The sequence below is a fragment of the Paraburkholderia sp. BR10882 genome (assembly GCF_040948855.1).
Lineage (GTDB): Bacteria > Pseudomonadota > Gammaproteobacteria > Burkholderiales > Burkholderiaceae > Paraburkholderia > Paraburkholderia nodosa_A.
Genome location: NZ_JBFPKP010000001.1, coordinates 409,680 through 426,030, shown reverse-complemented (window position 1 = coordinate 426,030; position 16,351 = coordinate 409,680). Strand labels below are relative to the sequence as shown.

10 protein-coding genes are annotated in these 16,351 nt (G+C 67.7%); 8 read left to right on the top strand and 2 right to left on the bottom strand.

Going from position 1 to position 16,351, the window contains the following annotated elements:
* Positions 1 to 104: 104 nt before the first annotated feature.
* Positions 105 to 1,862, bottom strand: a complete 1,758-nt coding sequence (locus AB3X99_RS01945) for a cation:proton antiporter (protein ID WP_069262658.1) — start codon at positions 1,860 to 1,862, stop codon at positions 105 to 107.
* Between the two features lie 213 nt (positions 1,863 to 2,075).
* Here AB3X99_RS01945 and AB3X99_RS01940 point away from each other — a divergent pair, with 213 nt between their 5' ends.
* The 7 genes from AB3X99_RS01940 to guaD all read left to right on the top strand — a co-directional run bounded on the left by AB3X99_RS01940 (position 2,076) and on the right by guaD (position 12,264).
* Positions 2,076 to 3,455: an amidase gene (locus AB3X99_RS01940; protein WP_368615998.1), complete on the top strand. Its 1,380-nt coding sequence runs from the start codon at positions 2,076 to 2,078 to the stop codon at positions 3,453 to 3,455.
* A 138-nt stretch (positions 3,456 to 3,593) separates the two neighbouring features.
* Entirely contained in the window at positions 3,594 to 4,124 is a 531-nt protein-coding gene (locus AB3X99_RS01935; protein ID WP_069262660.1) for a disulfide bond formation protein B, read from the top strand.
* 373 nt (positions 4,125 to 4,497) lie between these two features.
* Positions 4,498 to 6,054, top strand: coding sequence for a xanthine dehydrogenase small subunit (gene xdhA, locus AB3X99_RS01930; RefSeq protein ID WP_368615997.1), 1,557 nt, complete (start codon positions 4,498 to 4,500; stop codon positions 6,052 to 6,054).
* The gene (gene xdhB, locus AB3X99_RS01925; RefSeq protein ID WP_368615996.1) at positions 6,051 to 8,435 is read left to right on the top strand and encodes a xanthine dehydrogenase molybdopterin binding subunit; all 2,385 of its coding nucleotides are present in this window, start codon (positions 6,051 to 6,053) and stop codon (positions 8,433 to 8,435) included. Before xdhA ends, xdhB begins: the two co-directional genes overlap by 4 nt.
* Before the next feature lie 118 nt (positions 8,436 to 8,553).
* A complete protein-coding gene (gene xdhC / locus AB3X99_RS01920) occupies positions 8,554 to 9,612 on the top strand; it encodes a xanthine dehydrogenase accessory protein XdhC (RefSeq protein ID WP_069262663.1) in 1,059 nt (352 codons plus the stop codon).
* Positions 9,613 to 9,652: 40 nt separating this feature from the next.
* Complete coding sequence (locus tag AB3X99_RS01915) at positions 9,653 to 10,714, top strand: adenosine deaminase (protein WP_083245121.1); 1,062 nt, start codon at positions 9,653 to 9,655, stop codon at positions 10,712 to 10,714.
* Positions 10,715 to 10,956: 242 nt separating this feature from the next.
* Positions 10,957 to 12,264: a guanine deaminase gene (gene guaD, locus AB3X99_RS01910; protein WP_342948556.1), complete on the top strand. Its 1,308-nt coding sequence runs from the start codon at positions 10,957 to 10,959 to the stop codon at positions 12,262 to 12,264.
* A 111-nt stretch (positions 12,265 to 12,375) separates the two neighbouring features.
* Here guaD and AB3X99_RS01905 read toward each other — a convergent pair whose 3' ends face one another.
* Positions 12,376 to 13,071, bottom strand: coding sequence for a DUF4136 domain-containing protein (locus AB3X99_RS01905; RefSeq protein ID WP_368615995.1), 696 nt, complete (start codon positions 13,069 to 13,071; stop codon positions 12,376 to 12,378).
* Between the two features lie 362 nt (positions 13,072 to 13,433).
* Between AB3X99_RS01905 and pepN the strand changes: the two genes are divergently transcribed.
* Positions 13,434 to 16,124, top strand: a complete 2,691-nt coding sequence (gene pepN / locus AB3X99_RS01900; RefSeq protein ID WP_368615994.1) for an aminopeptidase N — start codon at positions 13,434 to 13,436, stop codon at positions 16,122 to 16,124.
* The last annotated feature ends 227 nt before the right edge of the window (positions 16,125 to 16,351 follow it).

Sequence of the window (16,351 nt, the reverse complement as noted above, 5' to 3'; positions counted from 1 at the left end):
CGAATGAACAGGCTTTGATTATCCGTCGCACGGCACGCCGCCGCCACCCCCGCACACAATTGCTCACATCCCGTCACACCAGCGGCGTCTCGACCGTGCTCAGGTCAGGCATCCGGACGCTCGTCGAAGGTCTCGCGCAACGCAATCTGCATCGACGCGTGGATCCTCACGCACCAGCGCCACAGCAGCATGGTCAGCGCCGCCGCGCACACCAGCACGCCGACGAGGAACCCCGTGGGCGGCAGGATCGTCCCCGAGAGCGCCGCCACGAGCAGGAACACGCCGAACATCGAGACCACGGGCACCAGTTCCGCAATCACATGACGAATCGCACGTGTGAAGCGCCCTGCCTTCTCCGGCTGCACACTCACTTCGGCGAGCAACAGCGCGAGCGACTGCGTCTTGCGCCACACCGCCACGAGAAACGGCATCGCGAGCACGAGCGCGGCGCTCCAGAGCACGACGCGCTGAATGCGCTCGTCGCCGATCCAGTGTGCAAGCAACGGCGACGCGTAGCGCGCGCCATACGACACGCCGATGAAGATCGCCGAGACGAGCGCGAGATTCACGGCAATCTGCACGACGATGCGCTTCGTGAGCGAAAAGATCGTCGGCCCGTCCGAGCGCGGCACGAGGCAGCGCAGCCATTGGCTGTACATGCCGAACACGTTCGAGACGGCGGGCGGCATGGCGCGCGCGAGGCGCTGCGAGAGCGGATCGGCAATGCGGATGAGGTAAGGCGTGGTGAGCGTCGTGATGGCCGAGACGGTCACGGCGATCGGATAGAGAAACCCGCTCGTCACCTTCAGCGTGAGTCCGAGCGAGGCGATGATGAACGAGAACTCGCCGATCTGCGAGACGGTCATGCCCACGCGCATGGCGGTGCGCCCGTCGCGGCCCGCGAGAAAGGTGCCGAGGCCGCACGACACGAGCTTGCCGAGCACCACGGCAATCGAGATCACGGCGATCGGCCAGGCGTAATCGACCAGCACGAGCGGGTTGAGCATGAGCCCGATCGTCACGAAGAAGATGGCGGAGAACGCATCGCGCAGGGGCGCGACGAGATGCTCGATGCGGTGCAGATGGCGCGACTCGGCCATGACCGCGCCGATCAGGAATGCGCCGAGCGCGATCGAATAGTCGAGCTTCACGACCAGCAGGCAAAAGCCGAAGCAAAAGCCCAGCACCGAGACGAGCAGCATCTCGTCGTTGCCCACGCGCGCGATATAGCCGAGCACGCGCGGCACGATCAGGATGCCCGCGAGCAGCGAGACCAGCATGAAGAGCAGCAGCTTGCCGAGCGTGATGAGCGCGATGCCCGGCGAAAGCTCGCCCGTCTGCGCGATGCCGCCCAGCAGCACGAGCATGGCAATGCCGAGAATGTCCTCGACGATCAGGATGCCGAACACGAGCTGTGCGAACGGCTCGCGCTTCACGCCGAGATCGGAGAGCGCCTTGACGATGATCGTGGTCGAAGAGATGGCGAGAATCGCACCGAGGAACAGGGAATCCATCGTGGCCCAGCCGAACGCGCGACCGATCTCGTAGCCGATCCACAGCATCAGCACGATTTCCGAGAGCGCCGCGACGATGGCGGTCGCGCCCACCTGGAAGAGCTTGCGCAGGCTGAATTCGAGCCCGAGCGAGAACATCAGGAACACCACGCCGAGCTCGCCGAGCGTCTGGATGGTCTGCTCGTCGTGAATGAGCTGGAACGGCGGCGTGTACGGCCCGATGATCACGCCCGCCGCGATATAGCCGAGCACGACCGGCTGCTTCAGGCGATGAAACAGCACGGTGACGACGCCTGCGAGCGCCATCACGACTGCCAGGTCCTGAATGAAGCCGATTCCGTGGTGCATGAAGGTCTTTCCTTACAAATAGCTATCGAGTCTGAGCATGTTACCCGATGCACGGCGTGAGCCAAATCGCACGCGAGGAAAAAAGCCGACCTACAATGATGCGACCCTTGCAGGCGCCGACCGCCCTCGGCGCCCTTCGCCGGCGGCCCGCCCGCCTGCTTTGCTGAACTTCGCGCAGCGCGCCGCCGCGCATTGACCGAGTCTTCCGCCGCCATGACCACCGCTTTTACCCCGTTCCCTCCCCTCGCCCAGCTCGCGGCCGATCTCGCCGCGGGCCGCACGACGAGCCGCGCGCTCGCCGAAGCCGCGCTCGAGCGCATCGCCGACCCGGCCGGCCAGGGCGCGACCGTCTTCACGGAGGTCGACGCCGAGCGCGTGCGCGCCGCCGCCGACGCGCACGACCGCCTGCGCGCGTCCGGCACGGTGCTTTCGCCGCTCGCGGGCATCCCCGTCTCGGTGAAGGATCTGTTCGACGTGGCGGGCGAAGTCACGCGCGCGGGCTCCACGGCGCTCGCGAACGCGGCGCCCGCCAAAGAGGACGCCACCGCCGTCGCGCGGCTGCGCCATGCGGGGGCGGTGCTGATCGGCCGCACCAACATGAGCGAATTCGCGTTCTCGGGGCTCGGCCTGAATCCGCACTACGGCACGCCGCTCTCGCCCTGGCGCCGCGGCGTGGCAGGCGACGCGCGCGTGGCGGGCGGCTCGTCCTCGGGCGCGGCGGCCTCGGTCGCGGACGGCATGGCCGCCGTCGCGCTCGGCACCGACACCGGCGGCTCCATTCGCATTCCCGCCGCGTTCTGCGGTCTCACGGGCTTCAAGCCCACCGCCGGGCGCATTCCGAAAACGGGCGGCGTGCCGCTCTCCCCCACGCTCGACTCGTTCGGCCCGATCGGCAACACGGTGGCGTGCTGCGCGCTCACGGACCGCGTGCTCGCCGGGCTGGCGCCGCACGTACCGGCCACGCGCCACCTCGAAGGCGTACGCCTCGGCGTGCTCACCCACTACGTGACCGACGGCGTGGACCCCGAAGTCGCGGAAACGATCGATACGGCGCTCAAGCATCTGGATGCCGCCGGCGCGATCGTGAGCGAAGTCCGCTTCGCCGCCTTCGAGCGCTTCGCCGAGATCAACCGCATCGGCTTCTCGCCGATGGAAGCGTATGCATGGCACCGCGAGCTGATTGCGAAGCATCGGGACCAGTACGACCCGCGTGTGCTGGTGCGCATCCTGAAGGGCGAGCACGCGACGGCCGTCGACTATCTGGATCTGATCGCCGCGCGCGCGTCGGTCATGGCTGAGGCGCAGGCTACGCTCTGGTCGCGCTTCGACGCCGTGATCGCGCCGACTGTCCCCATCGCGCCGCCGCCCGTCGCCCCGCTTGCCGCCGACGACGATGTCTTCGCGCGCACTAATGCACTCGTGCTGCGCAACCCGAGCGCGTTCAACTTCCTCGATGCCTGCGCGCTCTCGCTGCCATGCCACCACTACGGCGCAGCGCCAGTCGGGCTGATGCTCGCCGCCGCGCCCGACAACGATGACGCGCTGCTCGCCATTGGCCGCGGCGTCGAGGCCGTGCTCGCGCCGCTGCGCTGATTTGAGCGGGAATCGCTTGAGCCCCCCTGCGCGCGGGCAAGGACACGTCCGCGCCGCGCGCAACCTTCGCGCTAGAATCCCGTCACGCCGTCGCAGCCGCCTGTGCGCTGCGCCAGATAACCCGAACGAACGAGCCTCATGAACGACGATAACGCGCTGTTGCGCCGCGAGCGCGGCCTGCTGGTCCTCCTTGGCCTGATCTGCCTCGCGCTCCTGGGCGGCGCCCTGTACTTCCAGTATGTCGAGCATCAGGACCCGTGCCCGCTGTGTATCCTGGGGCGCTATTTCCTGATCCTGATTGCGGTCTTCGCCTTTCTCGGCGCGCGTATGACGAGCTGGCGCGGCGTGCGCGTGCTCGAAGCGCTCGTGGTGCTTTCGGCGGCAGGCGGCGCAGTCGCGTCCGCGAAGCTCGTCTGGGTGCAGGCGTTCCCCAACTACAGCTGCGGTTTCGACACGCTGCAGCCCATCGTCGATAGCCTGCCTTTCGCGCACTGGCTGCCCGGCGTGTTCAAGGTCCAGGGTCTTTGCGAAACCACCTACCCGCCGACGCTCGGCCTGACCATGCCGGTGTGGTCGTTGCTCGCCTTCATCATCGTGTTCCTGGCCGTGATTCTGAGCCTGTGGCGCAACCGGCGCCGCCAGGTGTCGTGGCCCGGCATCCGCCGCTGACCGGTTAAAGGGCGCACCGCGCCATTTCAGGCTCCGCCGGCTCTTCAAACGCTTGCGCCGCCCAGCCATCGGGCGGCCCGCCCGCCAGCGCGAGGCGAGCGTGAGCCTTGCACCATAGCATCGAATCGCGCACGACTTGCGCACCTTCCCCGTCCATCCGGGCGCGATTGCCGCACGCAACGGCGTTGCGCCGCCGTGCGCGCTGTGACGGCGTCATGACCCAAGTCACATAACCCCCATCTTGCGGGGGAAATACTTTCCTGCGGCAAGCGGTGCTATCTTCGGAACTGGATGGCGATCTACGTGCGCGAGGCCGGTGTTGGCGCGCCCCTCTCGTAACGCGCGCCTGATCCGCAATGTCCCCGGGTTCACCATGACAACGCAAACCATCCGCTTCCTCCACCGAGGCGCCGTGCACGAAGTGCGCGACCTGCCTCCCACGCGCACGGTGCTTCAGCATCTGCGCGAGGATCTGCATGCCTGCGGCACCAAGGAAGGCTGCGCGGAGGGCGACTGCGGCGCGTGCACGGTCGTCGTGGGTGAACTCGACAGCGAAGGTCATCTCGCGCTCAAGGCCGTCAACGCCTGCATCCAGTTCCTGCCGACCCTCGACGGCCGCGCGCTCTATACCGTCGAAGACCTGCGCCAGCCGGACGGCGCACTGCACCCGGTCCAGCAGGCGATGGTCGATTGCCACGGCTCGCAGTGCGGCTTCTGCACGCCGGGCTTCGTCATGTCCATGTGGGCGCTTTACGAGAACCAGCCCATCGGTGCGGGCCTGCCGACCCGCGAGGAGATCAACGAGGCGCTCTCGGGCAACCTCTGCCGCTGCACCGGCTACCGGCCGATCATCGAAGCGTCGCTGCGCATGTTCGACGAGACCTGCCATGCACGCGTGGCGCTCGATCGCGCTCGCGTCGAAGCGCAGCTGCGCGCGCTGCAGCGCACCGGCACCTTCGAATATCGCGGCCCCGACGTGCGAGGCGCCGCGCACGGTGAAAGCACGTTCTACGCGCCGCGCACGCTCGCCGCGTTCGCGGCGCTGCGTGCCGCGCATCCTGACGCGCGGGTGCTCGCGGGCAGCACCGATATCGGCCTGTGGGTCACGAAGCAGTTCCGCGACTTGGGCGACCTCATCTACACCGGCAACGTCGCGGAACTGGCGACCGTTTCGCGCGACGCGCAGACGCTCACGATCGGCGCGGCCGTCTCGCTCGAAGCTGCCTACGCCGCGCTCGCCATCGATTACCCCGAACTCGCGGAACTGTGGGCGCGCTTCGCCTCGCTGCCGATTCGCAATGCGGGGACGCTCGGCGGCAACGTCGCGAACGGCTCGCCGATCGGCGACTCCATGCCCGCGCTGCTCGCGCTCGATGCCACGCTCGTGCTGCGCCGCGCGGCGCACGTGCGCACGCTGCCGCTCGCGGCCTTCTACACGGGCTACCAGCAGAACGCGCTCGAAGCGGGCGAATTCGTCGAAGCGGTCCGCGTGCCGCGCCCCGCGCCGACACTGCGCTTTCGCACCTACAAGGTCTCGAAGCGCTACGACCAGGATATCTCGGCGGTGTGCGCCGCGTTCGCACTCGACGTGCGCGAGGACGGCACACTCGCGAGCGCACGTATCGCCTACGGCGGCATGGCCGCGATCCCGCAGCGCGCCGCGCTTGCCGAAGCCGCGCTAACCGGCGCACGCTGGGACGAAACCAGTGCGCAGCGCGCGATGGATGCGCTCGCCACCGACTATCAGCCCCTCACTGACATGCGCGCGAGCGGTGCCTATCGCCTGAAGGTCGCGCGCAATCTGCTGTGGCGCTGCTGGCTCGAAACGCGCGACGAGGCCCCGCTCGCGCTGTGCGACGTCAACGCGTTCGCTTTCGCCGAAGGCGACGACGATGACCAGGGCACTGCAGCCGCGGGAGTCACGCCATGAACGATCAGGCCGAAGCGCTCGTCATGCGCCCGCAGCAAGGCGATGAGCACGCCCACGAGCGCGCGCTCGGCGCACCGCTGCCGCATGAATCCGCCGATGCCCACGTGAGCGGCGAGGCGCGCTACACCGACGACATCCCCGAACTGCACGGCACCGTGCACGCGGCGCTCGGCCTGGCGCGCCATGCGCACGCGCGCATCGTCGCGCTGGATCTCGACCGTGTGCGCTCGTCGCCGGGCGTGCTTGCGGTGTTGACAGCCGCCGACATCCCCGGCGAGAACGACTGCGGCCCGGTCGTGCACGACGATCCAGTGCTCGCGAGCGACGTCGTCCAATATCTCGGGCAACCCGTGTTCGCGGTGATCGCCACGAGCCACGAGCTCGCACGCCGCGCTGCAGCGCTCGCCGCCAGCGAAGACGTCGTGCGCTACGCGCCGCTCGAACCCGTTCTCAGCATCGAAGAGGCGCGCACGCGCCAGCATTACGTGCTGCCGCCGCTGCGTCTCGTGCGCGGCGCACCCGATGCCGCGCTCGCCGCGGCGCCGCATCGCCTCGCGGGCACGTTTGCCGTGGGCGGCCAGGAGCAGTTCTATCTCGAAGGCCAGGTGGCCTACGCGCTCCCGCAGGAGCAGACAGGCATGCTCGTCTACAGCTCGACACAGCACCCGAGCGAAATGCAGCAGGTCGTCGCGCATCTGCTCGGCTGGCCCGCGCATCGCGTGAGTTGCGAATGCCGGCGCATGGGCGGCGGCTTCGGCGGCAAGGAATCGCAGTCGGCGCTGTTCGCGTGCGTCGCCGCGCTCGCGGCGCACAAGCTGCAGCGGCCCGTGAAACTGCGCGCGGATCGCGACGACGACTTCATGATCACGGGCAAGCGCCACGACGCGCTCTACACGTACGAGGCGGGCTACGACGACGAAGGACGGCTGCTCGGCGCGCGCGTCGAGATCGCGCTGCGCGCGGGCTATTCGGCCGATCTTTCGGGCGCGGTCGCCACGCGCGCGGTATGCCACTTCGACAACGCCTACTTTCTTTCGGATGTCGAAATCGTCGCGCTCTGCTGCAAGACGAACACGCAGTCGAACACTGCGTTTCGCGGCTTCGGCGGCCCGCAAGGCGCGCTCGTGATGGAGGTGATGCTCGACGAGATCGCGCGCGCACTGGGCCGCGATCCGCTCGATGTGCGGCGCGCGAACTATTACGGCATCGGCGAGCGTGATGTCACGCCGTACGGCCAGCGCGTGGAGGACAACGTGCTCGCGCCGCTGACCGACGAACTGCTCGCGTCGAGCCGCTATCACGAGCGCCGCGCGGCCATCGCCGCGTACAACCGCACGAGCCCCGTGCTCAAGCGCGGCCTGGCGCTCACGCCGGTCAAGTTCGGCATCTCGTTCAACGTGCCGCATCTGAATCAGGCGGGCGCGCTCGTGCATGTGTACCGCGACGGCTCGGTGCTCGTGAACCACGGCGGCACGGAAATGGGCCAGGGGCTCAACACCAAGGTCGCGCAGGTCGTGGCGGGCACGCTCGGCTTGCCGCTCGCACGCGTGCGCGTGAGCGCCGCCGATACCTCGAAGGTCGCCAATACGTCGGCGACGGCCGCCTCCACGGGCAGCGATCTCAACGGCAAGGCCGCCGAAGACGCAGCGCTCACGATCCGCGCGCACCTCGCGGCCTTCGCGGCGGCGCAATACGGCGGCTCGCCCGAAGACGTCGCGTTCGAAGATGGCCAGGTGCGAGCGAACGGTAAGGCGATTGCGTTTGGCGAATTCGTCGAACTCGCCTACATGAAGCGTGTGCAACTGTGGTCCGATGGCTTCTACGCCACGCCCAAAGTGCATTGGGATGCACGTACGCTGACCGGCCATCCGTTCTATTACTTCGCCTATGGCGCAGCGGTGTCCGAAGTGGTCGTCGATACGCTCACGGGCGAATGGAAGCTCGTGCGCGCCGACGTGCTGCACGACGCGGGCCAGTCGATCAATCCGGCCATCGATCTCGGCCAGGTGGAAGGCGGCTTCATTCAGGGCATGGGCTGGCTCACCACCGAGGAGCTTTGGTGGAACCGCGACGGGCGGCTCATGACGCATGCCCCGTCCACCTACAAGATTCCAGCGGTGAGCGACACGCCCGAGGCGTTCGACGTGAGGCTCTATCGCAGCGGCGGCAACGACAACGTGGAACCGACGGTGTTCCGCTCGAAGGCCGTGGGCGAACCGCCCCTGCTGTTGCCGTTCTCGGTGTTTCTCGCGATTCGCGAGGCCGTGGGCGCGGCGGTGCCCGAGGCGCGCGAGGCCGCGCCGCTGCGTGCGCCCGCGACGCCTGAAGCGATTCTCGATGCGTTGGACGCGCTGCAGGCAAACAGCCGCAAAATGAACTGACCGCGCGAACCGGCCGGCGCCTCGCACACTCCAACCGCGAAGCGCCGCCCGCGCGAGGCCACGAAGATTAACCGGCGGCACAGGCAAGAACGTGCCGCCCCGTAGGGAGAAGCGCCAGATGCAAACCTGGCTTTCCGATCTGCAGCAACTGCTCGCGCACGGCGACGCCGCCGTGCTGGTCACCGTTGCGCGCGTCGAGGGATCGGCGCCGCGCGAGGCCGGCACGAAGATGATCGTCACGCGCGAAGCGGCCCGCCACACCATCGGCGGCGGCCACCTCGAATGGAAGGCCATCGAAATCGCGCGCCAGGTGCTGCGCGACGGCATGCGCACGCCGCACGCGCGACGCCTCGAGCGTCTCGCGCTCGGGCCGAGCCTCGGCCAGTGCTGCGGCGGCGCCGTGGTGCTCGCGTTCGAGCGCCTCGACGTGGCCGACCTCGGCTGGCTCGCCACGCTCGCGCGCCGCCTCGCGGCAGGCGCGTCGACCGTGCGTAGCGTATCATTTCGCTCCTCGCGGAACGGGAGCCCGGAGGGCGAAGGCACCGCGGCCGATCCGGCCATGCTGTCCGAGCCGGAACCGGGCGTGGAAGCGCCCGACTGCCTGCTTTGGGAAACGGGCGGCGCGCTGCTCCTGACCGAAACCATCGCGCCGAACGACTTTCCCGTCGTGCTGTTCGGCGCGGGCCATGTGGGCGCGGCCCTCGTGCGTGTGCTCGGCACGCTGCCCTGCCGCGTGCTGTGGGTCGATGAGCGCGACGCGGCGTTTCCGACGCCCGAGGCGTTCGCGCTGCTGAACGCGCCCAACGTGGCGATCGACGCCAACGACGCGCCCGACGAAGCCGTCGACACGGCCCCGCCCGGCACGAGCTTCATCGTGATGACGCACGATCATTCGCGCGACCTCGATCTCGCCGAGCGCATCCTGCGCCGCGGCGACTTCGTGTTCTTCGGCATGATCGGCTCGCACACGAAGCGCAAGCAGTTCGAGCACCGGCTCGCCGCGCGCGGCATCGATCCCATGCAGATCGCGCGCATGCACTGCCCGCTCGGCGTGGACGGTATCGTCGACAAGTCGCCCGAAGTCATCGCCGTGTCGGCCGCCGCGCAACTGCTGCAGGCGATCGAAGCGGCGAAGCGGGCGAGCGCGGCGCATGCCCCCGCCACCCATTCCGCGTGATGTCAAACACTGAAGAACCCATCAGCGAATCGAACCTAACATGACGATCACGACCACCGCCAACACCGCCGCCAACGCAAAGGCGCTCGTCGAAAAGGCCGCCAATGCGCCGAAGGCCGAGCTGCACATCCATATCGAAGGCTCGCTCGAACCCGAGCTGATCTTCGCGCTCGCGCAGCGCAACAACGTGAAGCTCGCCTACGACTCGATCGACGCGCTGCGCGCCGCCTACGCGTTCACCGACCTGCAGTCGTTCCTCGACATCTACTACGCGGGCGCGAGCGTGCTGCTCTCGGAGCAGGACTTCTACGACATGACGATGGCGTACTGCGAGCGCGCGCTCGCCGACAACGTCGTGCACACCGAAATTTTCTTCGATCCGCAAACGCACACCGAACGCGGCGTGCCGATCGAAACCGTGGTCGCGGGCATCGACCGTGCGCTTGGCGACGCCGAAAAGCGCGGCCTCACGAGCAAGCTGATCCTGTGCTTCCTGCGCCACCTGAGCGAAGCCGATGCGCTCGCCACCTTTGAAGCCGCGCGCCCGCTGTTCGAGCGCTATGCGCGCCTGATCGGCGTGGGCCTCGACTCGTCGGAGCGCGGTCATCCGCCTTCGAAATTCGAGCGCGTGTTCGAGAAGGCGCGGGCGTTGGGGCTGAAGCTCGTCGCGCACGCAGGCGAGGAAGGCCCGCCGTCCTACATTTACGAAGCGCTCGACCTGCTCAAGGTCGACCGCGTCGATCACGGCGTGCGCAGCATCGAAGACGCGGCGCTCGTCACGCGTCTGGCCGACACGCGCGTGGCGCTCACGGTGTGCCCGCTCTCGAACACCAAGCTGTGCGTGTTCGACGACATGACGCAGCACACGCTCAAGGCTCTGCTCGACAAGGGCGTCGCAGTGACCGTCAATTCCGACGATCCCGCCTACTTCGGCGGCTACGTCAACGAGAACTACCGCGCCATCATCGAAGCGCTCGAGCTCGACGACGACGAGGTGTACACGATCCTGCGCAACGGCTTCGAGGCGTCGTTCGTCACGCCCGAAGAGCGCGCCGCGCTGATCGCGAAGCTCGACGCGAACTGGCGTCGCGCAACGGCTTAAGCGTCGACTCAGGCGCAAACTGAAAAGCGGACTCGTTCGCACAGCAAGCCCCAGCCCGGGCTGTCACACGAATCCGGTCCAGCGCGCGAGCGCCGGACCGTGGGCCCTCGCGCGTGCCTTTCTGGCATGGGACCAGAGTAAGCGCTGAAGCGCCAACTCTGGTCGACACGTTTTCAGGAGCGGCACGCGCCATGCGGGCATGCATTGGACGAATACCTGAATTTTTCGGAGACGAAGTTCCCATGACTCAATCGGCTTACCGCGCGAAACTGTTGACGTTCACAGGCGACCCTGCGCAATCGTCCGACGCCGCTGTCTTTGACGAGGACGGCGTCGTGATCGTCGAAGACGGCCACGTGGTCGCCTCGGGCGCGTGGTCCGCGCTCAAGTCGCGCGTCGATGAAAACGCGACGGTCCACAATCTGCGCGACAAGCTGATCGTGCCGGGCTTCATCGACACGCACATCCACTACCCGCAGACGGACATGATCGCCTCGCCCGCGCCGGGTCTGCTGCCGTGGCTGAACACATACACGTTCCCGACCGAGCGCGGCTTCGAAAACGAAGCGGTGGCGCAGGACACGGCGCGCTTTTTCGTCGACGAGCTGCTCGCCTGCGGCACGACTACGGCGCTCGTGTACTGCACCGTCCACAAGCAGTCCGCCGACGCGCTCTTTACCGCGAGCGAAGCGAAGAACCTGCGCATGGTCGCGGGCAAGGTGCTGATGGACCGCCATTGCCCCGAGTTCCTGCGCGACACGCCGCAAACGGGCTACGACGACAGCGCCGAGCTGATCGGGCGCTGGCACAACCGCGGGCGCCAGATGTATGCGCTCACGCCGCGCTTCGCGCCCACTTCGACCGAAGCGCAGCTCGAGGCGTGCGGCGCGCTCGCGAAGGCGCATGGCGATATCTTCATCCAGAGCCACGTGGCCGAAAACCCGGACGAGGTGAAGTGGGTCAAGGAACTGTTCCCGGGCCATCGCAGCTACCTCGACGTGTACGATCACTACGGACTCCTGCGCAAGCGGGCCGTGTATGGCCACTGCATCTGGCTCGACGACGAAGACCGCCGCCGCATGGCGCATACGGGTACCGTCGCCGCGCACTGCCCGACCTCGAACCTGTTCCTCGGCAGCGGTCTGTTCGACTTCGACAAGGCGGGCGAATCGTCGATGCCCGTCACGCTCGCCACCGACGTGGGCGGCGGCACCTCGTTCTCCATGCTGCAAACCATGAACGAGGCGCACAAGGTCGCGCGCATGGGCGGCCACCACCTCACGGCCACGCGCATGTTCTGGCTCGCGACGGCGGGCGCGGCGCAGGCGCTCGATCTCGCCGACAAGATCGGCACGCTCGCGCCCGGCAGCGAAGCGGACTTCGTCGTGCTCGATGCGCAGGCCACGCCGCTGCTCGCGCGGCGCACGGCGCGCGCCGAATCGCTCGAGGAGTTGCTGTTCGCGCTCGCCCTGCTCGGCGACGACCGCGCCGTGTTCGAGACCTACGCGGCAGGCAAACGCGTGCACAGCCGCGACGGCGCGCGGCGCTGAAAGCCCCGCCCAGCGCGGGTTGCAGGAAAAAGCGTCAGACTGCAATCCGCGCCTGGGCGCCGGACACGAGGCCCGGCGCGTCGCTTACTGGGCGAGCACGACGATACGTGCCTATTTCGCCGGCGCGTTACCCGTCGCGGCCGCCCCGCCCTGCCCCGCACCCGCCGCAGCAGCTGTCTCGTTCGGAGCGCCGCCGTTCTTGCCGACCGGGATCTTGACCTCCGTGACCGTGCCGTTGGCCAGCGGGAAATTCCCCAGCGCGCTCTGCACGAGAAATGGCATCACTCGCACGAGCGAGGGATCGTCGCCCGAGGTGCGCGCCTGCACGTTATAGATCTCCTTGCCGCTCGCCTTTTCCGTGATGCGAATGCCGAGCGCATGCGAATACACCGGATAGCTCTGGTTCACGTAGGCGGGCTGATACGGTCCCCACGCGCCCCACGGGTTCCACGGCCCCCAGTACGGGCCCGGCCAGGGGTTGTAGAACACGGGCTGCGCGACCGTCACCGTGTCGGTGCGGCTGCCGTAGGCGAGGCCCACCAGATAGCGCGCCTGCGGCTCGGGCACGAGGCGGAACGCGTGCATGGCGAGCCCGTTGGCCACGAACTGCTCGTAGGTGCTCTGCTCGATGCTCTGGTTCTGCTCGGGGCTGCGTTTGAACGCGAAGGTGCGCGCGGCGTCGCTGCCGCCGTCCCATGCGGAGAAAGCGGTCACCTGGCTCGTCACGTACGTCGTGCAGCCGGAGAGCGTGAGAGCGAGCGCCGCCAGCATCAGGAGGGCGCGGCGGGTCCATCTGTCGTGCATCATGGTCTTCTCGTAGCAGGGTTGCTTCAGTTGGAAAAGTGCAGTCGTGGGGGCCGCTCTCTCCGATACGATCGTTGCGCCGCGCTTATTCCGTGTCCGCTCCGTGCGCATTGCGCGCCGGTCGTGTCTTGTTTTGCGCTCCGCCAGCCGCGCGGCAGGGCCTGATCATACTGACTTGCGGCCCGGCGCGAAAGTTCGGCGGCCGTGCCCCGACGGACAAAGCGGCCCGAGCCTTTGTACAATGAGGCGATCCGCCGCGCCCCCGCGACGGCTGGCAGCGCCCGCTGGCGCGCACGCCGCCGCGGCCGGCCCATTCGATCAACACCGAGCGATCCCCCCCGATCCGACCCGCCCCTATCCAGACCATGTCCGATACCGCCACGCCCACCGTGATCCGCCGCGAAGACTACGCGCCGCCCGCGTTTCTGATCGATACCGTCGACCTCGAATTCGACCTCGTGCCCGAGCGCACGATCGTCAAGAGCACGTTGCGCGTGCGTCGCAATCCCGACGCGCAGCCCACCGCGCATCTCGAACTCATGGGCGAGCAACTCGAATTCATCGGCGCGGCGATCGAGGGCAAGCCTTACGCGAATGTGCGCGCACACGAACACGGGCTCACGATCGAGAACGTGCCCGAAGCTTTCGAACTCACGCTCACCGGCGCGTGCGCGCCCGCCGCCAACACCACGCTCTCGGGCCTGTACGTGTCGAGCGGCAACTTCTTCACGCAATGCGAAGCCGAAGGCTTTCGCCGCATCACCTGGTTCCTCGACCGGCCCGACGTGATGGCGACCTACACGGTGACGCTGCGCGCAGACAAGACCGCCTACCCGGTGCTGCTCTCGAACGGCAACCTGATCGCCGAAGGCGAGCTGCCCGACGGCCGTCACTATGCGAAATGGGAAGACCCGTTCCGCAAGCCGAGCTATCTGTTCGCGCTCGTGGCGGGCAAGCTCGTGGCGCTGGAAGAGCGCATCCAGAGCGGCTCGGGCAAGGAAAAGCTGCTGCAGGTCTGGGTCGAGCCGCACGATCTCGACAAGACGCGCCACGCGATGGACTCGCTCGTCCACTCGATCCACTGGGACGAGCAGCGCTTTGGCCTCGAGCTCGATCTCGACCGCTTCATGATCGTCGCCGTGAGCGACTTCAACATGGGCGCGATGGAGAACAAGGGGCTCAACATCTTCAACACGAAGTACGTGCTCGCGAATCCGGAAACGGCCACCGATGTCGATTTCGCCAACATCGAGGCCGTGGTCGGCCACGAGTACTTTCACAACTGGACCGGCAACCGCGTGACCTGCCGCGACTGGTTCCAGCTGAGCCTGAAGGAAGGCCTCACGGTGTTCCGCGACCAGGAGTTCTCGGCGGCGATGTCGGGCGGCGACGAGAACGAAGCGGCGCGCGCGACTAAACGCATCGAAGACGTGCGCGTGCTGCGCCAGATGCAGTTCGCCGAAGACGCAGGCCCGATGGCGCATCCAGTGCGCCCCGAGAGCTACGTCGAGATCAACAACTTCTACACGATGACCGTCTACGAAAAGGGCGCGGAAGTCGTGCGGATGTATCAAACGCTGCTCGGCCGCGATGGCTTCCGCAAAGGCATGGACCTGTACTTCCAGCGCCACGACGGCCAGGCCGTGACCTGCGACGACTTCCGCCACGCCATGGCCGACGCCAATGGCCGCGACCTCGCGCAGTTCGAGCGCTGGTACAGCCAGGCGGGCACGCCGCGCGTGAGCGTGAGCACGAGCTATGACGAAGGCACGCGCTGCTACAGCGTGACGCTCACGCAGGGCTACGCCAACGGTTCGCCCGCCGCGCGCGAAACGCAGAAGGGCCCGCTGCACATTCCGTTTGCGATCGGCCTGATCGGCCCGGACGGCGCGGACCTGCCGCTGCGCCTCGAAGGCGAAGCCGCCGCGCACGGCACGACGCGCGTGCTGGAGTTGACCGACACACAGCAGACCTTCACGTTCGCCGATGTGATGGCCAAGCCCCTGCCCTCGCTGCTGCGCAACTTCTCGGCGCCGGTCATCGTCGACTACGACTACGGCAACGACGAACTCGCGTTCCTGCTCGCGCACGACAGCGATGCGTTCAACCGTTGGGAAGCGGGCCAGCGCCTCGCCACGCGCGAACTGCTCGCGCTCGCCGGGCGCGCCGCCGCGGGCCAGCCGCTCGACATCAACGACGCGCTCGTCGATGCCTTCCGCCGCGTGCTGACCGACGAATCGCTCTCGCCGTCGTTCCGCGAGCTTGCGCTCATGCTGCCTTCGGAAACGTATCTCGCCGAGCAGATGACCGAATCCGATCCGGCCGCCGTGCATGCCGCGCGCCAGTTCGTGCGCAAGCAACTGGCAACGGCGCTGCAAGGCGAATGGCTCACGGCCTATGAGCGCAATGTCACGCCTGGCGCGTACGAGCCGACGCCCGAGGCGGCCGGGCACCGCGGGTTGAAGAACCTCGCGCTCTCGTATCTCCCGGAACTCGACGACTCCGCGCAAGCGGTACGGCTCGCCACGGCGCAGTACGACGCCGCGAACAACATGACCGACCGTTCGGCGGCGCTTTCCGCGCTGTTGAACGTGCAGGCGGCCACGGGCGGCGACGTCGCGCGCCGCGCGCTCGAAGACTTCTACGTGCGCTTCGAGAAGGAACCGCTCGTGATCGACAAGTGGTTCGCGCTGCAAGCCACGCAACGGGGCACTGCGCAACGCCCGACCATCGAAACGGTGCGCGCGCTGATGGGCCACCCGGCGTTCAACATCAAGAACCCGAACCGCGCACGCTCGCTGATCTTCAGTTTCTGCGCGGCGAACCCCGCGCAGTTCCATGCCGCCGACGGATCGGGCTACGCGTTCTGGGCCGACCAGGTGATCGCGCTCGACGCGCTCAATCCGCAGGTCGCGGCGCGCCTCGCCCGCAATCTCGAACTGTGGCGCCGCTTCACGCCCGCACTGCGTGACGCGATGCGAGCGGCGCTGGAGCGCGTCGCCGCCGAAGCCAAATCGCGCGATGTACGCGAGATCGTCGAAAAAGCGCTGGCTTGATCAGACGAAACATAGCGATTCGGCGAACAACGCGCGGCGGCCGGGCAGCGCCGCGCGGCGATACACGAACCGGCCTTCGCGCCGGTTTTTTTGCGCATTTTTTCACGATTATTTTGGCGGGGTGAAGCGATCCGTCGCCGCGCGAAAAGCCGCTCCAGCAAGCCCAGCCGCGCCCCGGCGCTTTATTTTGCGTGGCTGTGCGGCGGGCGGTCACAGTCGAGCGGGTA